Source organism: Senegalimassilia faecalis (assembly GCF_004135645.1).
Classification (GTDB): Bacteria; Actinomycetota; Coriobacteriia; order Coriobacteriales; family Eggerthellaceae; genus Senegalimassilia; species Senegalimassilia faecalis.
Window position 1 is genome coordinate 1,993,144 of the sequence record NZ_SDPW01000001.1, and the last position, 23,087, is coordinate 2,016,230.

The 23,087-nt window shown below is 64.7% G+C and carries 21 protein-coding genes; 4 read left to right on the forward strand and 17 right to left on the reverse strand.

Translation table 11 applies throughout. The features are described from left to right. Window positions 1–3: 3 nt before the first annotated feature. The 14 genes from ET524_RS08320 to serC form a co-directional block, all read right to left on the reverse strand. Window positions 4–666 carry a glycerol-3-phosphate acyltransferase gene (locus tag ET524_RS08320; RefSeq protein WP_129424893.1) on the reverse strand — a complete coding sequence of 221 codons (663 nt, stop codon included), beginning with the start codon at window positions 664–666 and terminating at the stop codon, window positions 4–6. Window positions 667–678: 12 nt separating this feature from the next. Further along, window positions 679–1,995, reverse strand: a complete 1,317-nt coding sequence (der, locus tag ET524_RS08325; RefSeq protein WP_129424895.1) for a ribosome biogenesis GTPase Der — start codon at window positions 1,993–1,995, stop codon at window positions 679–681. Between the two features lie 40 nt (window positions 1,996–2,035). After that, window positions 2,036–3,448: a DUF512 domain-containing protein gene (locus ET524_RS08330; protein WP_129424897.1), complete on the reverse strand. Its 1,413-nt coding sequence runs from the start codon at window positions 3,446–3,448 to the stop codon at window positions 2,036–2,038. Between the two features lie 263 nt (window positions 3,449–3,711). Beyond that, entirely contained in the window at window positions 3,712–4,419 is a 708-nt protein-coding gene (locus tag ET524_RS08335) for a LytR/AlgR family response regulator transcription factor (protein WP_129424899.1), read from the reverse strand. Between the two features lie 324 nt (window positions 4,420–4,743). Continuing rightward, on the reverse strand, window positions 4,744–5,580 hold the full coding sequence (gene ispH / locus ET524_RS08340; RefSeq protein ID WP_129424901.1) for a 4-hydroxy-3-methylbut-2-enyl diphosphate reductase: 837 nt from the start codon (window positions 5,578–5,580) through the stop codon (window positions 4,744–4,746). 12 nt (window positions 5,581–5,592) lie between these two features. Then, window positions 5,593–6,441: a lysophospholipid acyltransferase family protein gene (locus ET524_RS08345; protein ID WP_129424903.1), complete on the reverse strand. Its 849-nt coding sequence runs from the start codon at window positions 6,439–6,441 to the stop codon at window positions 5,593–5,595. Then, entirely contained in the window at window positions 6,438–7,118 is a 681-nt protein-coding gene (gene cmk / locus ET524_RS08350) for a (d)CMP kinase (RefSeq protein ID WP_129424905.1), read from the reverse strand. Before cmk ends, ET524_RS08345 begins: the two co-directional genes overlap by 4 nt. After that, window positions 7,115–8,437 (reverse strand): 3-phosphoshikimate 1-carboxyvinyltransferase, encoded by a 1,323-nt coding sequence (gene aroA, locus ET524_RS08355; protein WP_201738739.1) that lies wholly within the window; start codon window positions 8,435–8,437, stop codon window positions 7,115–7,117. The genes cmk and aroA overlap by 4 nt, the downstream gene beginning before the upstream one ends. After that, window positions 8,427–9,599, reverse strand: coding sequence for a prephenate dehydrogenase/arogenate dehydrogenase family protein (locus ET524_RS08360; RefSeq protein WP_129424909.1), 1,173 nt, complete (start codon window positions 9,597–9,599; stop codon window positions 8,427–8,429). The genes aroA and ET524_RS08360 overlap by 11 nt, the downstream gene beginning before the upstream one ends. Before the next feature lie 175 nt (window positions 9,600–9,774). After that, a complete protein-coding gene (locus ET524_RS08365) occupies window positions 9,775–10,656 on the reverse strand; it encodes a pseudouridine synthase (RefSeq protein WP_129424911.1) in 882 nt (293 codons plus the stop codon). 13 nt (window positions 10,657–10,669) lie between these two features. Then, window positions 10,670–11,479 (reverse strand): SMC-Scp complex subunit ScpB, encoded by an 810-nt coding sequence (gene scpB / locus ET524_RS08370; protein ID WP_129424913.1) that lies wholly within the window; start codon window positions 11,477–11,479, stop codon window positions 10,670–10,672. Window positions 11,480–11,490: 11 nt separating this feature from the next. Beyond that, window positions 11,491–12,282 carry a segregation and condensation protein A gene (locus ET524_RS08375; protein ID WP_129424915.1) on the reverse strand — a complete coding sequence of 264 codons (792 nt, stop codon included), beginning with the start codon at window positions 12,280–12,282 and terminating at the stop codon, window positions 11,491–11,493. A gap of 14 nt (window positions 12,283–12,296) precedes the next feature. Beyond that, complete coding sequence (locus ET524_RS08380) at window positions 12,297–12,980, reverse strand: site-2 protease family protein (protein ID WP_129424917.1); 684 nt, start codon at window positions 12,978–12,980, stop codon at window positions 12,297–12,299. A gap of 193 nt (window positions 12,981–13,173) precedes the next feature. After that, window positions 13,174–14,256: a 3-phosphoserine/phosphohydroxythreonine transaminase gene (gene serC / locus ET524_RS08385; protein WP_129424919.1), complete on the reverse strand. Its 1,083-nt coding sequence runs from the start codon at window positions 14,254–14,256 to the stop codon at window positions 13,174–13,176. A gap of 263 nt (window positions 14,257–14,519) precedes the next feature. Here serC and nadA point away from each other — a divergent pair, with 263 nt between their 5' ends. The 4 genes from nadA to ET524_RS08405 are packed head-to-tail and all read left to right on the forward strand — an operon-like array spanning window position 14,520 to window position 18,904. Next, window positions 14,520–15,491 carry a quinolinate synthase NadA gene (nadA, locus tag ET524_RS08390; protein ID WP_129424921.1) on the forward strand — a complete coding sequence of 324 codons (972 nt, stop codon included), beginning with the start codon at window positions 14,520–14,522 and terminating at the stop codon, window positions 15,489–15,491. A gap of 11 nt (window positions 15,492–15,502) precedes the next feature. Next, window positions 15,503–17,311, forward strand: a complete 1,809-nt coding sequence (locus ET524_RS08395; RefSeq protein ID WP_236648292.1) for an L-aspartate oxidase — start codon at window positions 15,503–15,505, stop codon at window positions 17,309–17,311. Further along, on the forward strand, window positions 17,308–18,318 hold the full coding sequence (gene nadC, locus ET524_RS08400; RefSeq protein WP_129424923.1) for a carboxylating nicotinate-nucleotide diphosphorylase: 1,011 nt from the start codon (window positions 17,308–17,310) through the stop codon (window positions 18,316–18,318). Before ET524_RS08395 ends, nadC begins: the two co-directional genes overlap by 4 nt. 1 nt (window position 18,319) lies before the next feature. Beyond that, a complete protein-coding gene (locus ET524_RS08405; RefSeq protein WP_129424925.1) occupies window positions 18,320–18,904 on the forward strand; it encodes a transcription repressor NadR in 585 nt (194 codons plus the stop codon). A gap of 25 nt (window positions 18,905–18,929) precedes the next feature. On the opposite strand, the gene ET524_RS08410 is transcribed toward ET524_RS08405, so the two are convergent. The 3 genes from ET524_RS08410 to ET524_RS08420 are packed head-to-tail and all read right to left on the reverse strand — an operon-like array spanning window position 18,930 to window position 23,057. Then, on the reverse strand, window positions 18,930–19,910 hold the full coding sequence (locus ET524_RS08410) for an FHA domain-containing protein (RefSeq protein WP_161566648.1): 981 nt from the start codon (window positions 19,908–19,910) through the stop codon (window positions 18,930–18,932). 4 nt (window positions 19,911–19,914) lie between these two features. Continuing rightward, entirely contained in the window at window positions 19,915–21,813 is a 1,899-nt protein-coding gene (locus tag ET524_RS08415) for a protein kinase domain-containing protein (RefSeq protein WP_129424929.1), read from the reverse strand. Continuing rightward, the gene (locus ET524_RS08420; RefSeq protein WP_129424931.1) at window positions 21,810–23,057 is read right to left on the reverse strand and encodes a hypothetical protein; all 1,248 of its coding nucleotides are present in this window, start codon (window positions 23,055–23,057) and stop codon (window positions 21,810–21,812) included. Before ET524_RS08420 ends, ET524_RS08415 begins: the two co-directional genes overlap by 4 nt. Window positions 23,058–23,087 lie beyond the last annotated feature (30 nt).

Consider the following 23,087-nt stretch of genomic DNA (forward strand, 5'->3'; position numbering starts at 1 on the left):
CCCTTACGCCTTCTTCTTATCGCCGATGCGGCGCTCGCACCCATGGCGCAAACGGTCGATGTTCTCGCGGTGCGCCCACACCACCGTCAGCGCGGCAACCGTGGTGCACAACCAGGCCAGCGGCGCGAACGTGGCGAACAGGAAATAGTACGCCGCGAAAAATGGGCAGGCTACCGCCGCCGCAACTGAGCCCAAAGACACGTACCGGGTGGCAATGACCAGCACGGCAAAGATGAGCAGCTCAAGGCACGCGCCCTGCCAGCCGAACGTCACGAACAGGCAGCCCACGGCCACGGCAATGCCCTTGCCGCCCTTAAAGCCCAGCCACGGGCTGAAGATGTGACCCCACGTGCAGCCCAAAAACGCCACGGTAACGAAGTCGTCGTAGCCGATGACGTGACCCGACAGCGACATGCCGCCGCCGAACGCCGCCGCAGCGGCCGCCGCGATAAGCCCCGACACGATGCCCTTGCCAAAATCCAGCACGAACACCGCGCCGCCACCCACTTTGCCCATGGTGCGCAGCGCATTGGTGGTGCCGATGTTGCCCGACCCGTGCTCGCGAATGTCGGTGTGGAAAAACACCCTCGAGATGATGACGCCCCACGGGATGGACCCCAGCAGGAACGACGCAACGAAAACCCCTAATGCTCCCAGCAGTTCCACAACGAATCTTCCCTAGTCCTTTTTCTTGAACTTCAGCTTCACCGGCGTGCCCGTCAGGTCGAACGATTTGCGCAGGCGGTTCTCCAGGAAGCGCTCGTAGTTGTCGTTGACCAGGTCGGGGCGGTTCACGAAGAACGTGAACTGCGGCGGGCACGTGGCCGTTTGCGTGACGTACTTCATGCGCAGGATGGCCTTGCCCTTGCTGACGGTGTGACCGTTTTCGCGGATTTCGCCCAGCCACACGTTCAGCTGGTTCGTGGGGATGGTCTTGCAGAAGTTGTCGTAGGCCACGTTGACGGCGTCCCAGATGCGGTGCACCGACTTGCCGGTCAGCGCGCACGTGGCAACCACGGGCGCGTAGCCCACGAACGTCATGCGGTCCTCGATCTTCTGGCGCACCTCGGCCTTGGCCTCGGGGCCTTCCACCAGGTCCCACTTGTTCAGCACGATGACCATGGCGCACTGGCGGTCGGCGGCGAAGCCGGCCACGCGCTGGTCCTGGTCCGTCAGGCCGATTGAGCCGTCGATGACCAGAAGCGCCACGTCGGCGCGGTCGATGGCGCGCATGGCGCGCACGAAGCCGTAGTACTCCACGTCTTCGTCGATCTTGCTTTTCACACGAAGGCCGGCCGTGTCCACGATGGTGTAGCGCTGGCCTTCGTGCTCCACCACGGTGTCGATGGCGTCGCGCGTGGTGCCAGCCACGTCGGACACGATGGAGCGCTCGCCCGCCGTCAGGCGGTTCGTCAGCGACGACTTGCCCGCGTTCGGGCGGCCGATGATGGCGATGCTGATGCCCGGATCGGCGTCGTCCTCGGCGGTGACCTCGACTTTCTTCAGCTCCTCCACGATGGCGTCCAAAAGGTCGCCCGTGCCGTTGCCGTGCACCGACGAGATGGCCCACGGGTCGCCCAGGCCCAGCTGGTAGAACTCCCACACCTGGTCCATGGTGTCGGGGTTGTCCATCTTGTTCACGCACAAAAACACGGGCTTGGACGTTTTGCGCAGAATGCGCGCCACTTCCTCGTCGTCGACGTTGATGCCGGTGCGGCCGTCCACGATGAACACGATGACGTCGGCCTCGTTCACGCCGGCGAACGCCTGCGTGCGGATGGAGCCCTGGAACGCGTCGTCGTCGCCCATCTCGATGCCGCCGGTGTCGATGAGCTTGAACTCGACGCCGTTCCAGTCGGCGATGTGGTACGAACGGTCGCGCGTCACGCCGCGCATCTCGTGCACGATGGCCTCGTCGGCCTGGGCAATGCGGTTCACGAAGGTGGACTTGCCGACGTTCGGCCGTCCAACAACCGCCACGATGGGCAGAGACATATCGAATCCTTTTCGGTTGGTGAAAACTACTTCGGACGCGCTAGCTGCGCGCCAGGTCGACGAGTTCCGGAAAGAACCCAGTCGCGTTACAGGATACCACGGTAACCGGGGCCCCGGCGGCCTTCTCCATATCCTCTAACGTTGCGTCGTCAAGCGTGACGCCGTTATCGTTGAAAATGACGGACGGCACCACATAGCGCCAACCCGGATGCGCGGCCGCATCGGCGCGAATGGCCGCCGCGATGTCGCAGCTGCACAGAAGGCCCGTGACGTCGACGTTGCCGCCGAAGAACTCGTTCTTCACGAACAGCGGCTGCAGCACGTCGGCGGCGGGGCTTTGCGCGAACAGCGGGCCGAAAAAGTGCTTCGTGGCGAAACCGGAGATGTAGCGCACGCGCATGCCGGCCGCGCGCAGCGCCTCGGCCGCTTCGACGTCCTGCCCCGCCTCGGCCGCAGCATCCCAGTCGTCCACGAACGAGCGGATGATGCCCACGCCGTCCTCGAACATGCCGAAGTCGCCGTAGTGCTCGCTAGGCGGCAGGTTCGCCAGCAGCTCGTCGCCGTAGGCGTTTGAGTAGAACTCGTCGGCCGCGAACGCCCACAGGTGCCCACGCTCGGCCAGAGCACGCTGCTGAGCAGGCACGATGGTGTCCATGGCAGCACGCGCGGCCACGGGGTCGTTGAAGCTTTTCGTGAAGCACGTCTGGTGCTTCGTGAACCCTAAGGGCACGATGCAGATGTCCAGGATGCCCGGGCGCGCGTAGGCCCACTCAAGCGTTTCGCGCAGCACGTCGCCGTCGTTCTCGTCGGGCATCAGCACGATCTGCGCGTGGAATTCGATGCCGGCGGCAAGCAGGCGGTCCATGACGTCGATGCCGTGCTGGGCGTGGCGGCCGATGATGCGGCGGCGCACCTCGGGGTTCGACGCGTGCAGCGACACGCGCAGCGGGCTGATGGCCTGGTCGATGATGCGCGCTTCGTCTTCGGCCGACAGGTTCGTGAACGTGACGAACGTGCCGGACAGAAAGCTCAGGCGGAAGTCGTCGTCGCGCAGCGTCAGCGACGGGCGCATGTCGTCGGGCAGCTGGCGCATGAAGCAGAAGATGCAGGCGTTGCGGCACTGCTTCACGCCGTCGAACACCACGCCGGAAAATTCGAAGCCCCAATCTTCACCTTCGCAGCGTTCAAGCTCCACTTCGCCAGCTTCGCCGTCGGTGTCGATGTAGCCGAGCGTGATGAAATCGTCGGCGGTAAGCCAGCGCCAGTCAATCATGTCGCGCACGGGCTGGCCGTCCACGCTGGTGATGATGCAGCCTGGCGTGAACCCGACGTCGTCGGCGGGGCTTTCAGGCAACACGTACTCGATGACGGCGCGCGGAGGCTCGGGCGCACGACGACCGCGACGCTTCTTCGCCGCCTCAACCGCCACGTCCTCGGGAGGATACACGCCCACGCTTCCACCGCCTTTCCATCCAAAAATGGGACAAAGGGACTGTCCCTTTGTCCCATTCGAAATTTGCTCAGCCGAACATAGTAGCGCAAGCCAACCAACGCACCCATCCCCTCCGCGGATTCTGCGCAAGAAGGATGCGAGGGCCGAACGTTGTCAAAGAGCCTTTGACAATTGAAGACACAATAAATAGTAAGCGGTTGCAGCAAACTGTGCCACAACCACTTACTAGCAAGTCGAAATGATGAGGAAGACGTGGAAAGCTGCTACTCTTGTCTGCCGGCGGCGGCTAGGGCGTCGCGGACGGCTCGGTATTGGCGTTGGCTTACCGGCACCTGCGCGCCTGTGGTCATGGTCAGCGCCTCGCGGCAGCCGCGGATAACGTGCTCCATGTTCGCCAGATAGCTTTTGTGGCAGCGGACGAAGCTGCCGGGCAGCTGTTTTTCCAGGTCGGATAGCGCCGCATACGCATAGAGCTCGCGGCCGTCCACGTACGATACCAGCACCTTGCGGCCCTGGCTTTGCACGAACTGCACCTCATGCGGGTTGATGACGTGGGTGGATCCGCCGGTGCGCAGCATCACGGGCGCGGCAACACGACCAATCATGCTAAGCACCTTGTCAAGCGCGGCGCGCACCTCAACAGGCGAAAACGGCGTGAGCAACAGATACTGATGACGCGTGGAATATACCGCCGACGTGTACGCTTCGCGCGTGCAGGTGTAGATGACCAGGGGCAACGCGTGATCGGCATCAAGCTTCCTCACCAAGTCGATGCCGCCCTCGTGCACGCCCCCGGCATTGATGGGCACCACCAGAATGTCAACGTGCGGCGCCCGCGACACGCGCTCTTCGGCAACCTGCGCACCACAGCACTCGAATTGCAACGTAGCCCACGCAGGATGGCCCGCGATGAGCGTCTGCAGGCGATCAATGTTCGCTTCGTCATCTTCGATTGCCAAAATCCTGCACATAGACGCACCCCGCTGCTTCCGTCATACAGGCGCACCACCAGGGAAAACGCCTGCGTTCACATTTCTTGCAGCTAGCGTATCGCGGCTTTTGCGGAATTTGTTGTACAACAAATTGCAACGCGGCAAGTTTTTGGCAACAGGCTTTGCATCGTCGAACAGCTCAACGCGCTTCGCGCGCGATGTGAAACCGATTGCAAGCGGCAGAATAATGATGTGGCGAGCTGCGCGCTTTCTATTTGGAGCTGAGCTCTCGCTCAGCCCAGCTAAAAGAACACGAAGCGCGACACACAGGTATTGCGAAACGCCCCGCAAACGGACACGCCCCTACATCGCCTCTAACGCGCGGACCACGGAGTCGATCTGGTTGTCGGGGGTGGAGGCGCCGGCGGTCACCCCCACGGTTTCGCAATCGGCGAACCAGGCGGGGTCCAGTTCGGCTGCCGATTCCACGTGGTGCGTGCGCGGGCATTCGGCGGCGCAGATCTCGGCCAGGTGCGTGGTGTTCGCGGAATTGCGCCCGCCGATGACCACGATGGCGTCCACTTCACCGGCAAGCTTGGCCGCCGCCTGCTGGCGCTGGCGCGTGGCCGTGCACACGGTATCCTTCACCTCAGCCTCAACGCCGCGCTCCTTAAGGCCGGCCAGCACGTCTTCCAGCGCGTCGCGCGTTTGCGTGGTCTGCACCACCACGCCCACGTGTTCGGGCAGGTCATTCGGCAAATCGGCGCCGCATTCCGCAACGCACACGCTGCCGCCGGCCTCCTGCGCGTAGGCCACCAGGCCCTCCACCTCGGGGTGGCCCGCTTCGCCAACCACCACCACGAAGCCGCATTCGCCGGCAAGCTTGGCGGCCGCCTTCTGCGCGCGCGACACGTGCGGGCACGTAGCGTCGATGACGGGCAGCCCCTGCGCCTCGCAGCTGCGACGCACTGCCGGCGTCACGCCGTGGCTTCGAATGATAATGGCCCCGTGCGTAGCCTCGTCCGGACGCTCCACGGCGCGCACGCCGCGCGCATCAAGTTCCGCAACCACCTGCGGGTTGTGGATAAGCGGCCCAAGCGTGAACGCGCTGCCATCGCCTTCGCTTGCCTTCAAGGCCAGGTCAAGCGCACGCTGCACGCCATAGCACGCACCAGCGTTCTTGCTACGGAAAACTTGCATGTCGCATCCTTCCTACGCGGCCTTCGGCTTCTTTGTGGGGCGCGTCAGTTCGATGGCCTCCTCGGGTGTGTGCTCGGGAATGGGGTGCTCGGCGAACACCGCGGTGAAATCGCGGCCGTCGGGGAACAGCACCACCATGTCCACCTGCTCGCGCGGCACCTGCTGGTGCAGGGCGAACACCTCGCGCATGGCGTACCATGTGCAGCCCTCAAGTCGGTCTTCCTTCGGCAGGAAGTCGAAATCGGACACCACGATGGGCTTGCCGTACTCCGCCGTGATCTTCGGGAAGCGCAGCCGCTCGCCCTTGCGCTTGACGTTCTCGGCGTTGCGCACGCACATGGGCACGATGGGCGCCTTGCCCATCTTCGCGATGAACGCGGCGCCGGAGTGAATCTCGGGCTTCTTGCTGCCCTTGTCGCGGCGCGTGCCCTCGGGCAAAATGCCCACCAGCTGGTTGCCTTTCAACATGTGAGCTGCGCGTTTGATGGCCGCGCGGTCGGCGGAATCGCGCTTGATGGGAAACGCCCCCACGCGCGAGAGGATCTGCCCCACCAGGCCGCCGGCGTTGTCGAACAGCGTGTCGCGACCCATGAGGCGCACGAACTGGCTGGGCCGCGCGCCCATGTACATCAGCACCACGTCCAGAAACGACGTGTGGTTCGACACCACCACCGCACCGCACTTGTCCTTGAACGCGCGCAGGTTCTCGCGCCCGTCGATGCGATAGCGGAAGCAGATTTTGAACACGAAGCCGATAAGCGCATACGCGAGATTGGCGAACCAGTGCGGAATCTGCTTCTCGTCGGTGGTGCCGCCCAGCGCTCGGTCCCACATGTCCTCGTACTTCAGAAACACGCTCATGCGCGGGCGCCCTTCTCTTTGGCCAGTTCGCAAATACGGTCGATGACCTGGTCGATCGTGCGACCCGTGGAGTCCATCTGCACGGCATCGGCCGCAGGCTTGAGCGGGCTGGCGTCGCGAGAAGAGTCGATCTCGTCGCGGCGCACGATGTCGGCAAGCACCACGTCGTAGTCGGTGGAGCCCACGCCGCGGCGCTCGTTTTGCGCCACGCGACGACGAGCACGCTCGGCCGCCGACGCGGTCAGGAACACCTTCAGCTCGGCCTCGGGAAACACCGCCGTGCCGATATCGCGGCCTTCCACCACGTAGTTGCCTGCGCGGCCAATGCGCTGCTGCTGGGCCACCAGCGCCGCGCGAACAGCGGGAACGGCGGCAACGGGGCTGACGGAGCGGTCGATTTCCGCCGTGCGAATGGCGTCGGTGACGTCGGCGCCGGCAATGGACACGCGCCGCGGCAGCGGGTCGCCCGCCTCGTGCGTGAACGCGATGTCGTTGTCGTGCGCAATCCGCGCAAGAGCCTCGGCATCGTCAAGCGACACGCCTTCGTCAAGCGCCTTCCACGCAACGCAGCGGTACATGGCGCCCGTGTCCAGGCACGAAAAGTCCAGGCGGCGCGCCACCGCCTTCGACACGGTGGATTTTCCCGCCCCCGAGGGGCCATCGATAGCGATGATCATTGAGCAAGCCTTTCAATGTCGGTCAGAAAGCCCGGGTAGCTGACGCCCACGGCTTCGAAATTCTTGATGGAAACGGGCACCTTGCCGGTAAGCCCCACCAGCGACCACGTCATGGCCAGGCGATGATCGCCCAGCGAATCGAACTGAAGCCCCTCGGGGACCGCCAGGTCGGGCTGGCCTTCGATGTACAGGTCGTCGCCTTCGCACCACGCGTCCACGCCCAGCTTGGCAAGCCCGTCGATAATGGCGGCCAAGCGGTCGGTTTCTTTCACGCGCAGTTCGTTGACCTGGCGAAACACCGTGACGCCATGGGCATGCGCCGCCACAAGCGCCAGCACGGGAATCTCATCGATGATGCCGGCGATCTTCTCGGCCGGAACCTCGCATCCGCGCAGGTGCGGCGTGTAGCACGCCTCGATGATGCCGTAGGGCTCCTTGCCCGCCGCGCCCGTGCGCGACATGCTGACCTCGGCGCCCATGCGCTCGAGCGTGCGCGTGAAGCCGATGCGCGCCGTGTTCAGGCTGACGTTTTCCACCTGGATGGTGCTACCCGGGCACATGACGGCCGCGCACACCAGGAAAGCCGCCGACGACGGGTCGCCCGGCACCAGCACCTCGCTGGCCTGGGGCTGCGCGGGGCCGGTGACGCTGGCCGTGCGCTCGCCAGCCGTGGTGGCCACGCCGTATTCGGGCAGCATAAGCTCGGTGTGGTTGCGGCTAGGCGCGGGCTCGTTCAGCGTGGTGGTGCCGTTGGCGTACATGCCGGCAAGCAGCACCGCGGTTTTGAGCTGGGCAGACGCCATGGGAGCGTCGTAGGTGATAGGGTGCAGGCCGCCGCCCACCACCGTGATGGGCAGATGCTCCTGGCCGGCCGGCTCGAAGTGCGCGCCCATCTTCATGAGCGGCGCGGTGATGCGGCGCATGGGGCGCTTCTGCAGCGAGGCGTCGCCCGTAAGCGTAGCGCGGATGGGCCACGGCGCCAGGATGCCCATGAGCAGCCGCACCGTGGTGCCGGAGTTGCCGCAGTCGATGGGGCCCTCCGGCTGCGAGGGGCCCGCCGCACCCCAGCCGGTGATGCCGCCGGCCAGGCTGCCGTCGGGCTGCTTTTCGAGGCTGACCTCGGCACCCAGCGCGCGCACGGCCCCGATGGAGCTGCGCACGTCGGCGGAATCGAGCACGCCGGACACGCGAGAGGTGCCTTCGGCCATGGCTGAGAACAGCACAGCGCGATGGCTGATCGACTTGTCGCCCGGCACGTGCGTGGAGCCGCGCATGGGCGTGCCAAGCGGGTTGATGACGGTGATGTCGCTAGCTGACATGAGCATGCTCCTTCGGGGAAAGCGGCGAGAACGAAACGGAGAACCCGGCGTTGATAAGGTTCATGGACAGCTTGCCGATGTCGCCCTCGTCGGTAAGCACCAGCGACAGCACGGCCGAGTCCTCGGTGACGTGGTCGATCTCGATGGACTGGATGTTGCAGCCCACCTTCGACGTGATGGTGGTCACCTCGGCAACAACGCCCGGGCGGTCTTCCATGGGAATGCGTACTTCCAGCAAACGCTCGGTGCACGGCACCCATGCGGCAGGCAGCGCGCGGCGAGCGTCGGCCGACTCGGCCAAAAGCTGCGTGAGCGTGGCCCGGTCGTTGGCCTCAAGCGCGTCGGCGAACTGGCCGATGATGCCCTGCATCTCGCGCAGGCCCGCGTCAAGCGCGTCCTTGTTGTCGAACGCGATGCCGCACCACAGCTCGGGCGAGCCGGCCGCGATGCGCGTTGAATCTTTGAAGCCGCCGGCAGCCAGGCGCATGAGCGCGTCTTGGCCTTTCGCGTGGCGCACGGCCAGCTGCACCAGCGAGCTTGCCATGAAGTGCGGAACGTGGCTGACCACGGCCACGGCAGCGTCGTGCTGCTCGCGCGGCAGGCTGATGACGCGCGCGCCGATGGACGTGACCAGCTCGTGCAGGCGCGCGAAGTGCTCGGCCGGCGTGTCGGCGTCGGGGCACAAAATCCAGTACGCGCCCTTGAACAGGTCGGCGCGGGCGCCCTTGATGCCGTTTTTCTCGGAGCCGGCCATGGGGTGGCCCGGCACGTAATTGTGCGGATACGGAAGCGTTTCGGCGGCCATGCCGATGATGCGGCTTTTCGTGGACGCCGTGTCGGTGATGATGCCGCGGTAGTCCCACGCGGCCAAGTCGCGCAGATAGCCCTCGACAACGCTGACGGGCGTGGCCAGAACCACCAGGTCGCAGCCATCTTCGATAAACGCGCGGAACTCGGGGGCGTCGGGGGCCGCCGTGGCGGTTGCCCAGCCGCGGCTGACAGCCTCGCTGCGCGTGGCCACGTCGGTATCCACGGCAAGCAGCTGCGCTTCAGGGCGCGCCTCGCGCAGCGCAGCGGCGAAGCTAGCGCCGATCAGCCCGAAGCCGATGACGGCAACCTTGTTAAAGCCCGCGCTTCGGTTGTTTTCAGTTTGTTGTGCCATGTGGCGAAAGAGACCTTCCAGATCCGATCTAGGGTAGGACGTTCGGGCACGCGCCGGCAGGCCCCGAAAACACGAATGGCCAGCCGGAAGCGCCCGGCTGACCATTGTAACGCAAACGCCGCCCGCTCGCCCAGCGCCCAGCACACCACCAGCATGGCAACACGATTGGCAAGCGTTACTTGATGGACGCGTGCAGGGCCGCTACTTCTTCGGGCGTCAGTTCGCGCCATTGGCCGCGGGGCAGATCGCCCAGCTCGATGGGGCCGAAGCTGTCGCGGTGCAGGGCTAAAACCCCGTGCTTGATAGCGGAAAGCATGCGTTTGACCTGGCGCTTTCGCCCTTCGCGCAGCACAACGCGCACCACGGCGCGCTCCTGCGAGCGCTTGCGCAGGATAGCGGCGCGCTGCGGGCTGGGCACGCTGCCGTTCGGCTCGTGCTCGGGCACGGCCGGCGGCACCTCAAGCATGGCCAGCGCCCGCTTGGCCTCGGCGCCTTCCACCAACGCCGCGCGCGCCGGCGCCGTCATGCCGTCGTCAAGCTGGATGCCGCGCTCAAGGCGTTCAAGCTGCTCAGGCGTGGGCTTGCCGTTCACCAGCGCCAGATAGCGCTTCTCCACATGGTGCCGCGGGTGCAAAAGGCCGTTGCCCAGCTCGCCGTCGGTGCTGAACAGCAAAAGCCCCGTGGTGTCGAAGTCCAGCCGCCCGATGGGGAACAGCCCCGGGAAGCGGTCAGTGGGCACCAGCTCGGCCACCGTGGGGCGGCCCTGCGGGTCGGACATGGTGGTGACGTAGCCGGCCGGCTTGTGCAGCATGATGGTGACGGGGCCTTGCGCCAGATGCACGGGCACGCCGTCAACGGCCACTTCGTCAACAAGCGGATCGACTTTGCTGCCCAGCTCGGTGACCACCTGGCCGTTCACCGTCACGCGACCGGCCGTCATGAGGTTTTCCGACCCGCGGCGGCTTGCCGCGCCGGCGCGCGCCAGGAACTTCTGCAGGCGCATAGGCACGATGCGCTCGTCAGGCTGCTGCTGATTGGGCTTCAACGGTTTGCTCATGATTGCACTCCCGCTATTCGTCATCTGTTTCAAAGGTTAGATTATCGAAGTCAATCTTATCGACCAACCCAAAGCTTGCAGCCATCGCATCTGCAAGCGTTTGTTGAGCGGCCTCGCCAGCAGGGCCAGTTTGCCCGCCGGAAAGCTGGCCGGCATCGCCTTCGTCATCGAAATCGAAGCGCACATCGGCAAACGGGTCGTCATCTTCGCCATCGGCCTGCGCGGCCGGCGCGACGTACACGTTTTCCGAACTGGCGCTCAGCCGCTCGCGGATAAGCTCGCGCGTGGCGTCGTCGGGCGCGTACTGGTCCAAATCGGGGAGGTCGCGCACCGAGCGCAGGCCGAACTTCTCCAGAAAGCCGCGCGTGGTGGCGTACAGCGTGGGGTTGCCCGGCGCATCGGCCTGGCCGGCTTCGCGCACCAAGCCTTTCTCCACCAGGGAGTTTATGGAACTGTCGGAATTCACGCCGCGCACGCTGGCCACGCCGGCGCGCGTGACGGGCTGCAGGTACGCCACGATGGCAAGCGTTTCCATGGCCGCCTGCGACAGCTTGCGCGTGTCCCACGACAGCACATAGCGCTCCACCAGCTCGTGATACGCCGGGTGCGTGTACAGCCGCCAGCCGCCCGCAACCTCGCGCAGCTGGATGCCGCGGCCTTCGCGCTCGAAGCGCTCGCGCAGGTCAACCAGCGTTTCCTCCACCAGCTTCGGGTCTACTTCCAGCATGTCGGCAAGCGTGATGACGCCCACCGGCTCATCGGTTACGAACAGCAGCGCCTCAACGGCACCGGCAAGCTGACTTTCGTCCAAACCTTGAAACATTGCGGCCTTCCCTATTCCTCGCCTACCGACGTGAGGGCGTCTTCGCCGTCGAGCAGAAGTTCGCCGGAGCCCTCGATGTAGTCGATGTCGATATCGCCGAACAGCTCGGACTGCTGAACGGTTACCATGGAGCGCTTGTACAGCTCCAGCACCGCCAAAAACGTGACCACCACCAGCGGTTTCGGCGTCTCAGGCGTCACCAGCTGCGAGAACCGCAGGTGCCCCAGGTTCTTGATGCGCTGGTGAATGGCGCGCACGTGCACCTCCACGGGGATGGGCTTCGCCGCGATGTGCTCGCTTTCCAGCAGGAATACCTCGCGGCGCGCCAGCGCCTGCGCGGCCAAAAGCGCCAGCGAGTCAAGCGACACGTCGCGCAAGAAGTCGGGCATAAGCTCAAGGAAGCTGGCGTCGGGCCCGAACGGGCGCGGGTGCATGCGGCCTTCCATCACGAACCGCTCGTGCAGCGCGGCGGCGGCGTTCTTGAACTGCTTGTACTCCAGAAGGCGATCCACCAGCAAATCGCGCGCTTCCGATGGCGCCAGCTCGGCGATGTCGTCGTCAAGCTGCATCTGTTCGCGCGGCAAAAGGCTGTCGGCCTTGATTTCCAGCAGCGTGCTGGCCACCAGCAGAAAGTCGCTGGCCACGTCCAGGTCAAGGTTTTGCAGGCGCGCCACCTCGGCCAGGTACTGGTCGGCAATTTCAGTGATGTTGATAGCCCCAATGTCAACCTTCTGGCGGCTGACCAGGTACAACAGCAGATCGAACGGCCCTTCGAAGCTGTCTGTGCGAACGCGATACGACACTCAAGCGCCCCGCTTTACGAAATGCGGAACGGGAACAGCAGATTGCCCACGTTGCCCGCCGTGACGTCCAAGTAGATGCCGAACGGGTTCACATGGATGATGTACGGCAGCAAAATGGCCACGATCATGAAGATGGGGAACGCGTACTGCTGCACCTGGTAGTACTTCGGCAGCCACTTCACGGGCATGAAGAACGCGAAGATGGAGCTGCCGTCAAGCGGCGGAATGGGCAACAGGTTAAAGAACATCAGGTACAAGTTGATGAGCGCGAACATGGGCAAGAACATCAAGTAGAAGTAGTGGAAAAACTCGCTTTCCACCACCCATTGCGCCACAGGGCAGAAGCCGTACAGCACCCACGCCACAACGCCGGCAAGCACGGCCAGCAGCAAGTTGGCGGCCGGGCCGGCCAAGCCGACGATGAGGTCGCCCTTGCGCGGGTCTTTGAAGTACGCCGGGTTGTACGGCACGGGTTTGGCGTAACCGAACACCGGCATGTTCATGGCCATCAGCAAAAACGGCATGATAACCGTGCCGAACGGGTCGATGTGCGCCAGCGGGTTGAACGACAGACGCCCCGCACGCTTCGCCGTGGGGTCGCCCAGTTTGTATGCCGCGAAACCGTGCGACATCTCGTGCAACACGATGGCGGGGATGAAGCTCAGGATAGAGCAGATGAGATAAGGAAGTGTAGTCATAATTTGTTCAGTATACCGTCATCTGCCGAAAGAAGAAACCGGGAAACGAAAGCTAACAAAACTGTAACCTGCGCAATGTAACCTGCGCGTACGAGCTGTGCGGCATTCGATCGCAAAACTAAACGGGAGCGAAGAGATTGCCCCCTTCGCTCCCGCATTCGCCAATGAGGATGACGTCGCGCGCCGAAACTCCTTACGCGTTTTCGCGCTCGAACTTGTCCATGAACTGCACGAGCGCCTCCACGCCCGCCTTCGGCATGGCGTTGTAGATGCTGGCGCGCATGCCGCCGACGCTGCGGTGGCCCTTGATGTTCTCGATGCCGGCGGCCTTGGCCTCGGCGATGAACTTCGCGTCCAGGTCGGGGCTGCCCGTGACGAACGGCACGTTCATAAGCGAGCGGAACTCCTTCTTCGCCGTGCCGCTGAACAGCTTCGACTGATCCAGATAGTCGTACAGGATGGCCGCCTTCTCCTGGTTCATGCGCTGCATAACCTCAAGGCCGCCAAGGCCCTTGAGCCACTGGAACACCTTGCCGCACATGTAGATGCCGTAGCACGGCGGGGTGTTCGACAGGCTGCCGGCGTCGGCCTGCGTCTTGTAGCGCATGATAGTGGGCGTGAACGGCAGCACGTCCTCGCGGATAAGGTCGTCGCGCACGATGACGATGACCACGCCGGCCGGGCCGACGTTTTTCTGCACGCCGCCGTAGATAAGGCCGTACTTCGTCACGTCCATGGGCTCGGAGAGGAACATGCTGGACACGTCGGACACGAGCGGGATGTTGCCGGTGTCGGGAAGCTTCGGGTAGCGCGTGCCGTACACCGTTTCGTTCTGGCAGATGTAGACGTAGTCGGCATCGGGGGAAAACGCCAGGCCGTCCACATCGGGCACGTACGTGAAGTTTTCGTCCTCGGAGCTGGCCACGCAGTTGGCCTGGCCGTACAGCTTCGCCTCCTTGAACGCCTTCTTCGACCAGTTGCCCGACACGATGTAGTCGGCAACCTTGTTCTGCATGAGGTTCATCGGGATGGCCGCGAACTGCTGCGTGGCGCCGCCCTGCAAAAACAGCACGCGGTAGTTGTCGGGGATGCCCATGAGGTCGCGGATGTCCTGCTCGGCCGTTTCGATGATGCCCTTGAACGCGGCGGAGCGGTGAGACATCTCCATGACCGACATGCCCGTGCCCTGGTAATCGAGCATTTCCGCAGCGGCAGAGGACAGCACCTCCTCGGGGAGCACTGCCGGACCGGCCGAGAAATTGTACACACGAGCCATGCTGAACCTCCTTGGGTTTGCGGTCAGGGATGCGGTGCGCGGTGCGCGGTGCCGCGTTGCGCAGGTTTGCGTTGTGCTCAGTATGACGCGCAAACATGTTGAACCTACCGGCGATGCGGGAATTGCCCGCAGACGGCGAAAGCGCGGCGCGGGCGGCGAAAGGTGGAGAAACCTTGAAACTTTACAGGTGACTTGTCAGCTGTAAAGTTTTGGTGCCATACTGCGGCGTCATATATAAGGTACGAACCCTCTGGAGCATCATCATGAGCGAAGCGAACGCCCCCCAACAGCGCGCCGATCAGGCCGCCGGCACCATCGAGGCGCTAACGAAACAAATCCAGCAACTAAAGGCGCAGCGCGACGCCGTGATTCTAGCGCACTACTACGTGCCGCCCGAGGTGCAGGACGTAGCCGACTATGTTGGCGACAGCTTCGCACTGGCGAAACTGGCCGTTGACCTGCCACAACAAACCATCGTGCTTTGCGGCGTGGAGTTCATGGGCGAATCGGCGAAGCTGCTGAACCCCGAAAAGCGCGTGCTTTTGCCCGAGCCGGGCGCCGACTGCCCCATGGCGCACATGGTGCGCAAAGCCGACATCGACCGCGTGCGCGCCGAGCACGACGACCTTGCCGTAGTGTGCTACGTCAACTCCACGGCCGAGGCGAAAACGTGGTCGGACGTGTGCGTGACCTCGTCAAACGCCGTGAAGATCTGCCACGCGCTGCCGCAGCGCAACATCCTGTTCATCCCTGACATGAACCTGGGCCGCTACGTGGCCGAGCAGCTGCCGGAAAAGCACGTCATCCTGAACAAGGGCTACTGCCCGCGTCACGTCACCATCAACCGGCAGCAGGTCATCGATCTTGAAGAGGCCTACCCCGAAGCCGTGGTGATGGCGCACCCCGAGTGCCCGGCCGACGTGCTTGACGAAGCCGACTTCATCGGGTCGACGAAAGGCATGATCGAGCACGCCACCGCCTCGGACGCGCGCGACTTCATCGTGTGCACCGTGGTGGGCATCCTGCGCGAACTCGAGCGCCGCAACGCGGGCACGAGCAAGCGCTTCCACTTCCCCGCCACCACGCCGCGTTGCGTGAACATGGACCAGGTGACGCTGCCGAAGGTAGCCGCGTGCCTGCGAAACCCCGCGCCATACGAAGTGCACGTCAGCGAAGAGCTGGCCCCCGCCGCCCGCGTGACGCTCGAACGCATGCTGGAATACGCCGCAAAGTAGATGAGAGCGAAATGAACGATTTACCTGCAGAAGCAGCGGATGCTAGCATGCACGGCAACCGATTTACACCGGTGGTTGACACAAGGGCCCAGGGTAGCAACGAACGAGCTTGCGGCCAAAACGAATCCCTGGCAACGCTTCGCCAAACCGAAGTCGCCAATGCAACCGGTAACCAGCTTCAACCGGTCGCAGAAACAACCGCCGCCGCCGAAGCACCCGCATCCCAAAACGCTTCCATAACTCCGGGCACCAGCCCGGAAGCAATCACCTGCGACGTGGTCATCGTGGGCTGCGGCGTGGCCGGCCTGTACTGCGCGCTTAACCTGCCGTGCCAGCTTTCCGTGGTGATGCTGGCGAAGACCACCGTCGACGAGTGCGACTCCATGCTGGCGCAAGGCGGCATCTGCGTGCAGCACGACGCTGACGACTACGCGCCGTTCTTCGAGGACACGCTGCGCGCCGGACATTTCGAAAACCGCTGCGAAAGCGTAGACCTGATGATTCGCGCCAGCCGCAGCGTCATCGACAGCCTGATTGGCTACGGCGTGCACTTCGAACGCGACGAGGCCGGCCAGCTGCGCTACACGCGCGAGGGCGCGCACAGCCGCGCGCGCATCTGCTTCCACGACGACACCACCGGCGCCGAGATCACCACGAAGCTGCTGGCCGCCGTGCGCAAGCTTGGCAACGTGCGCATCCTGGAAAACACGCGCATGAACGATATTCTCACCAGCGAAAACGGCGCGAGCAACCAACGTTGCAGCGGCATCGCGGCATTCGACGCCGCCGGACGCGCGCTGCGCATCAACGCGCAGGCAACGGTGTGGGCGTGCGGCGGCATCGGCGGCACGTACGAGCGCTCCACGAACTTCCCCAGCCTCACCGGCGACGCGCTGCACATCGCGCGCGCCCACGACATCGCGCTTGAGCACACCGACTACGTGCAGATTCACCCCACCTCGCTGTACACCACCGAGCCCGGCCGCGCGTTTTTGATCTCGGAATCGTGCCGCGGCGAAGGCGCGGTGCTGCTTGATGCGCACGGCAGGCGCTTCGTCGATGAGCTGCAACCACGCGACGTGGTAAGCGCCGCCATATACCGCCAGATGGAGCGCGAAGGGTCCGACCACGTGCGTCTTTCGTTCGCCAATGTGCCGAAAGACGAGATCACGGGACATTTCCAGCACATCTACGAGCACTGCCTGGCCGAAGGGTACGACATCACGCGCGAGCCGATTCCCGTGGTGCCCGCGCAGCACTACTTCATGGGCGGCGTGCACGTCGACCGCGCCAGCGCCACCAGCATGCCCGAGCTGTACGCCGCGGGCGAGACAAGCTGCAACGGTGTGCACGGCAAGAACCGCCTGGCCAGTAACTCGCTGCTTGAGTCGCTGGTGTTCGCACAGCGCGCCGCTTGGGATATCGCGCGCCGCCGTGGGCTTGCCGCGCCGCATCCGCAGACGTACGCCGAGCATCCTGCCGGCGCCGACGCGCAGGCATACGAGCGTCTCTGCGCGCTGGCAAGCGAAAAGCTGCAGGCCGCGAGCACGCGGGAAAGCGAAGAGACACGGTCGCACCTTGCGACGTGCGAAGCGGACGCACAAAACGACGACGCAACGCACGGCGACAAAGCTCACAATGCACATAGCGCCGTATCACGCCGCAACGACGGCGCGCACGTTGCGACATCAAGCTGCTACGACTCCTCCAACGGTGCATATGACGCCGCGTCCAGTCGCCCAGATTCAACGCACCCGACGCCCCGCGCCGCCAACCCCGCCCACACCACCGCCCGCCAGAAGGAGGCCGTTGTCGCATGAACTCCATCACGCTGACCACCGTTGCCGAGCCGCTCATCCGCCAAGCGCTGGCCGAGGACATCACGAACGAAGACGTGTCCACTGCCGCCATCATGCCCGACGCGCGCCCGGCTGCCGTTGACCTGATTGCGAAGGCCGACGGCGTGCTGTGCGGCCTGGACGTGTTCGAGCGCACGTTCGCCATCCTGGACCCTGCAAGCCGCGTGCAGCGCTTCGCACAGGAGGGATCGACCGTTTGCGCAGGTCAAGTGCTTGCCACTGTAACCGGCGACGCGCGCGCGCTGCTTTCCGGCGAACGCGTGGCGCTGAACTACCTGCAGCGCATGAGCGGCATCGCCACGTACACGCGCCGCGTGGCGCGCCTGCTTGAAGGCAGCGGCACCACGCTGGTGGACACGCGCAAGACCACGCCGAACATGCGCGTGTTCGAGAAGGAGGCCGTCCGCACGGGCGGCGGACGCAATCACCGCTACAACCTCTCCGACGGCGTCATGCTCAAGGACAACCACATCGCGGCCGCGGGCGGCGTGCGGCAGGCCGTGGCGGCGGCACGCGCCTACGCCCCGTTCGTGCTCAAGATCGAGGTGGAGTGCGAAACGCTCGACCAGGTGCGCGAGGCCGTGGAAGCCGGCGCCGACATCATCATGCTCGACAACATGGATCACGCCACCATGGCGCAGGCCGTTGCGTTCATCGACGGGCGCGCCGAGACGGAGTGCTCGGGCAACATCGATGCGGACAACGTGCGCGCCATCGCCGATCTGGGCGTCGATTACGTGTCCAGCGGCGCGCTGACCCATTCCGCACCCATCCTGGACGTGTCGCTCAAACACCTGCGCATGCTCGACGAAGCGGGTATAAATGGCGAAGGTGAAGCTTCCACCTGCGCAAACGCAGAATGCGACGAAGGCAAGCAAGCCGAGCAAGCTTCCCCGTCGTCCTTGTGCGACAATAGCTTCACGGCACATAAATGCCCCGAGCACCCAACCGTAAAGGCAAGGCGATAGCATGACGAAAGCGCAAACCCGCCGCAAGGCGCTTCTGCGGCTGCTGCGCGAATCCAGCGCACCGCTTGCCGGCGGCGCGCTGGCCGAACAGCTTGGCGTCAGCCGTCAGATCATCGTGCAGGACATAGCGCTTTTGCGCGAAGCGGGGGCGAATATCGTGGCCACCACGAAAGGTTACGTGCTGGCCGACGCGGCAAGCGCAGCGGAGCAGCCGGAAAGCACCGGTGCAGAAGGCGCCGCGCCAGCCGAGCCGTTCGAGCGCACGTTCAAGGTGCACCACGGCGTCGAGCAAACGAAACACGAGCTTGAGACCATCATTTCCGCAGGTGGACGCGTGAAAAACGTATCCATCAGCCATCGCGCCTACGGCCGCGTGACCGCGCCGCTGGACATTTCCACCCAGGCCGACATCGACCGCTTCATGCAAGATATCGAAAGCGGCAAGTCCTCGCCGCTGTGCACCGCCACCTCGGGCTACCACTACCACCTCATAGCAGCAGACAGCGAAGAGGCACTCGAAACCATCGGCCGAGCCCTAGCCGACGAAGGTTACCTTGCCCCCTTGCTGCCGCACGAACAGGGATAACCGCAGGAGTGAATCCCAACAGCCCCTACTCCCAGGTTTCGGGCATGCCTTCTATCAGCATGAACCTGGTGGCGCTGCCGAGCACCAGCTCGTCGCCGGCGTGAACCTCAACCGGCACCGCCGTGCGCGCACCGGCGCCGCGCGGGGCTTCCACGACCACTTCCGAGCCGTCTTCGCCGCTGATAAGCACGGTGCCGTTCGAGCTGCCCATGCCTTCCACGCACCACTTGCCCTGTTCGTTGCACCAAACGCGCAGGTGATGGCCCGAAACGTCCGGCTCCACGTCGGCGATATCGTTGGGCCCCAGCGCAAGCGCGCCTATCTCGATGCCATCGGACAGCGGTTGCACCCAATGCAGCGCGCCCGACACCATGCCGTTCACCACGCGCAACAATCCTAACGCCTGCGCCTGCGAACGCGGGTCGGCCGGCGCCGATGCGCACGGCCCCGCTTCCATAACAGCAGCCGGAACGGTTTCAAGCCGCCCGCCGTGCACGCTGCGCACGTAATCGAGCACGTAGGCGCACGAGCGCTTCACGTTCGCCGAACAGCCGGCCGCCACGAACAGCACACACGCCAGCTCCGCGCGCTCCTCTTCGCTATAGCCCGAGCCAGCCACCAGGCGCTCCTGCACGTTGTCGTACAAAGCCAAGTCCTGATGACAGCCGCGCAGGGCCTGGCGCATCATGTCGCCGCCCGGCCCGGTGATCACGTCAAGCACGCCGCGCGCCGAAAGCTTCTTGCCCTCGCTTGAGCGCAAACGAGCGCACACGCGCAGCGCCGCCACGCCCCAATCGCTGAAGTAGCGGTCCTGCAGCGAGCCAACGGGCGCGTGCACGATGAAGCGCGACACCCACGTGCGGTCGTCCGAGCGCGAAAGCGGGCTTTTCCCATCGGCAAGCGGGCGGCCGGACAGCACCAAGCGCGCCAAATCCTTATGGCTGATGCCGCCGTAGCGTTTCATCGTTTCGAACAAGGCGCCGCACGGCGTCAGTTCCACAGCCATCCCGTTACGCTCCTTCGCTTGCTTGCGCGCCGCCCGCACCGAGCTGCGCATCGTCGATCTCGTACTCCGGCTCAACATCGGCTTCCGCAGCATCCCGCGCCGCAGCCTCAAGCGCCGCCGCACGCGCAGCGGCAAGAGCGGCGCCATCAAGCGCCGGGCCGCCATCAGGAAGCGCGCGCAGCCGTTTGACCTGCGGTAACGCAACATTCAATGCATAATCGGCCACCAGGACGAACCATCCAGCCGCCATGGCGGCCACCAGCGCCGCCGCCAAGCCATCGGCTTTCTGCGCCAGCTGGAACTGCAGGCAGCCCAGCAGCTTGAACCCCGCTGCGCCCGCAACCGCAACACCGGCCGTACCGCGCAAAAACCCTGCGCGCGTGCGCGACCCGCCTGCCCGAAGCGCCAAGCCGGCAAGCGCAGGCACCGCCAACGCAGCCGTAACCGCCACTCCCGGAACCGCGCCTTCCCAGAAGGCGCCGCCCAGCGAAAACGAAGCTGCCGCGCCGTTCACCAACACGCCGGCGGAAATGGCCACCGCGGCAAGCGCAACCGCCGCCACGCACTTCGCCGTTATGCGCACAAGCGAAAGCGCGCCGTTCGGCGCATCGGGAAACCCGCCGATCAAGCCGCCGGGCACGCAAGGCACCAGGGGCTTTCCCGAAAGCGAGCGCTCGACGTTTTCGGCATAGTGCACGGAAAACGACGACAGCGCCTCGCGCACGGCCGCGGCCGCCGGACGGTCGGCCTGCTCGCGCGCCAGGCAGTCGGCAAGCACCTCGGCGAACATGCGGTCCACAAACGTGAGCGCATCGGCCGCCTCCGCAACACTTGCCGGCGCGGGCAGCTTGTCCTGCGCCTGCTGCACGGCCACCGCAACCTCGGGCTCGCGCGCCAACACGTCCACCAGCGCATCGGCGTCCTCGTGCGCCATGACCGCCGGCGGCGCAGCCGCAGCCATTTTCGCGCGATACGGCGAAAGCGGCCGTCCATCGTCCGACAGGCCATGCAACTCGTACGGCGCATGCCCGCTGGCCAGGCGATACACCACACTTGCTGCCGCATACACGTCGATAGCAGATGATTTCCGCAGCTCATCAAGGCCCGGAATGTCGTCGCTGAGCATCTCGGGCGGCGCATAGTCGGCCGTGGCCCCGCGGAACACCGCGTTTTCGCGCGTGAACGACGTGGCAACGTCCACATCGGCAGACGACCCGAAATCGATAAGATACAGGTCGAACACGCCTTCCTCAACCTGCTGCGCCAAACTCAGGCGCGACGTGCGCACCATGACGTTGCGCGGGCTGATATCGCGGTGCACGAACCCGCCTTCAACGAATCCCATGCGCGCCACCAGGTCGAACAGGTCGCGACCGATGTGCGCCGCCACCAGCGGCGACACCCGACCTGCCCCGTCCACGGCAAGCGTGCGGCGCACGCGATCAAGCGTGACGCCTTCGACCCACTCCATGACGATGCACGGCACGCCGGCAACCTGGCCGCGGCCGAACAGGCGCGGAAAGCCCTTCAAGCCCGAAAGCTTCGCGTGGCATTCATACTCGCGCTCAAACGCCGCCCGGGCAGCGCGGACGCGGCGCGCATGCTCCTCGTCGGATTCCGCACCATGACGCTGCGGGTCGGCCAAAAGCTTCAGCGCCACGTGCTCGCCCTGCGCGTTGCGCGCGTGCTCCACGCGCCCCGTGCCGCCGCTGTGGCCTTCGCCTTCCAGCACGAACAACGTGACGAAACGACGCCGATACGCCGCGCGATCGGCATCAGCCAGCACAAACGGCGCCTCGAAACCCTCAACGCGCGCGACGCGCATAGCCGGCGCGGCAGACGCAACCGCAAGCGACCCTGTTCGCGCATTGCGACCGCTCGCATTTCCACTCCACCCGCTCATAAGCTGATACTCGCAAGCACTTCGTTGAGCTGGGCGGCCGTTACGCTGTTACCATTTGCATCTTGGTCGTTCCAAATGGGCTCCATCCAACGGTTGTAACCATCGGCGGGGTTCGCATACGCCAGGTTGAGGTTCCACGCGTTGTAATACGGTGTAAGCGCCTGGTCAAGCGCAATATAGGCACGCTGCAAGTTGCCTTTCTGATCGGTCCAGCGCGACCCCTCGGGACAGTCGTAGTTGCGTAACATAAGGAAATCAGTAAGCGTTTGGCTATCGATAGCCGAGCACTCGTCGTAATCCGCCTGGCGCACGTCCAGCGAACCATGCAAGGCGTCGCTGCCGAACGAGCCGATGGCCGCGTTCAGGCGCGACACGTAGGTGTTCACGCGGTTCAAATGATCAACCAACAGCGCGTAGACCTGAGCTTCTTCTGCTTCAGAAGGACCCGAGGGCGTAGGCGTTTCCGACGACCCGCCGGACGCAGAGCCGCCTGAAGAGGAGCCGCCCGCCGTTGAATCGCCGCCAGTCGCGCCAGAACTCCCGCCGCCAGCCGCGCCCGCGCCCGACCCCGACCCGGACGAAGCGGAGCTGCTGGAATTCGATCCCGCATTCGAAGCGGCGCTGGACGAAGGGGTCTTCGAAGCCTCCACGGCCTTCGTAAACGACGCGTCAACCGCGCCGGACGGCGAACCCGCAGCAAGCGACCCCGCACCCAGCACGCCACCGAACGCGCCAAGCCCCAGCGCTGCCGAAACAGCGTTCTGTTCAGCAACCTCTTGTTGGTCAACGGGCCCAACATTGCGGGAAGGCCCATCGGACGAAACGACGCTGAGTTTCGCGGCATCGTCGGTCGACGCAAACGCAAGTCCCAAAGGTACAAGCGAAGGGACCGGAGGCTCGTACAGCAGGCCGGGGATGGTGGACACATATCCCGCCACACCGCCGACAAGCAGCGTGAAGGAAAACAGAGCAAGCGCCGTCATAGACGCAGGAACGCCCGCTTGCCAGCGCAAACGCCGCGCGCGGCGCGCCGGCCGGTTCGTGCCGGAAAACGTTGGCGTGGGGCTTGGACTTGGAAGCGGGCTGGCGCTGCGAGCAGTCGAAGGCGTTGCCGCGCCCGAAGCCTCGCCGCCACCCGCAAGTTCGCCTGCGGTGTTACTTTCGCCGCAAGATGAAGCAGCTGCACCGTCGATTCGCTCGGCGGCATCGCTTTCGCCGCGCACCGTTTTGCGCTCCTCGTCCATATCGCACCCCCTTCGCTTGTTCCCGGTTAC

Bases quoted from the DNA above. Each gene is read 5' to 3' on its own strand.
- ET524_RS08360 (WP_129424909.1), bottom strand. From the start codon at position 9,599: ATGGCACAACAAACTGAAAACAACCGAAGCGCGGGCTTTAACAAGGTT.
- ET524_RS08420 (WP_129424931.1), bottom strand. From the start codon at position 23,057: ATGGACGAGGAGCGCAAAACGGTGCGCGGCGAAAGCGATGCCGCCGAG.
- ET524_RS08335 (WP_129424899.1), bottom strand. From the start codon at position 4,419: ATGTGCAGGATTTTGGCAATCGAAGATGACGAAGCGAACATTGATCGC.
- ET524_RS08345 (WP_129424903.1), bottom strand. From the start codon at position 6,441: ATGAGCGTGTTTCTGAAGTACGAGGACATGTGGGACCGAGCGCTGGGC.
- ET524_RS08415 (WP_129424929.1), bottom strand. From the start codon at position 21,813: ATGAGCGGGTGGAGTGGAAATGCGAGCGGTCGCAATGCGCGAACAGGG.
- nadC (WP_129424923.1), top strand. From the start codon at position 17,308: ATGAACTCCATCACGCTGACCACCGTTGCCGAGCCGCTCATCCGCCAA.
- cmk (WP_129424905.1), bottom strand. From the start codon at position 7,118: ATGATCATCGCTATCGATGGCCCCTCGGGGGCGGGAAAATCCACCGTG.
- ET524_RS08380 (WP_129424917.1), bottom strand. From the start codon at position 12,980: ATGACTACACTTCCTTATCTCATCTGCTCTATCCTGAGCTTCATCCCC.
- nadA (WP_129424921.1), top strand. From the start codon at position 14,520: ATGAGCGAAGCGAACGCCCCCCAACAGCGCGCCGATCAGGCCGCCGGC.
- ispH (WP_129424901.1), bottom strand. From the start codon at position 5,580: ATGCAAGTTTTCCGTAGCAAGAACGCTGGTGCGTGCTATGGCGTGCAG.
- ET524_RS08410 (WP_161566648.1), bottom strand. From the start codon at position 19,910: ATGGCTGTGGAACTGACGCCGTGCGGCGCCTTGTTCGAAACGATGAAA.
- scpB (WP_129424913.1), bottom strand. From the start codon at position 11,479: ATGTTTCAAGGTTTGGACGAAAGTCAGCTTGCCGGTGCCGTTGAGGCG.
- ET524_RS08405 (WP_129424925.1), top strand. From the start codon at position 18,320: ATGACGAAAGCGCAAACCCGCCGCAAGGCGCTTCTGCGGCTGCTGCGC.
- aroA (WP_201738739.1), bottom strand. From the start codon at position 8,437: ATGTCAGCTAGCGACATCACCGTCATCAACCCGCTTGGCACGCCCATG.
- der (WP_129424895.1), bottom strand. From the start codon at position 1,995: ATGTCTCTGCCCATCGTGGCGGTTGTTGGACGGCCGAACGTCGGCAAG.
- serC (WP_129424919.1), bottom strand. From the start codon at position 14,256: ATGGCTCGTGTGTACAATTTCTCGGCCGGTCCGGCAGTGCTCCCCGAG.
- ET524_RS08395 (WP_236648292.1), top strand. From the start codon at position 15,503: ATGAACGATTTACCTGCAGAAGCAGCGGATGCTAGCATGCACGGCAAC.
- ET524_RS08365 (WP_129424911.1), bottom strand. From the start codon at position 10,656: ATGAGCAAACCGTTGAAGCCCAATCAGCAGCAGCCTGACGAGCGCATC.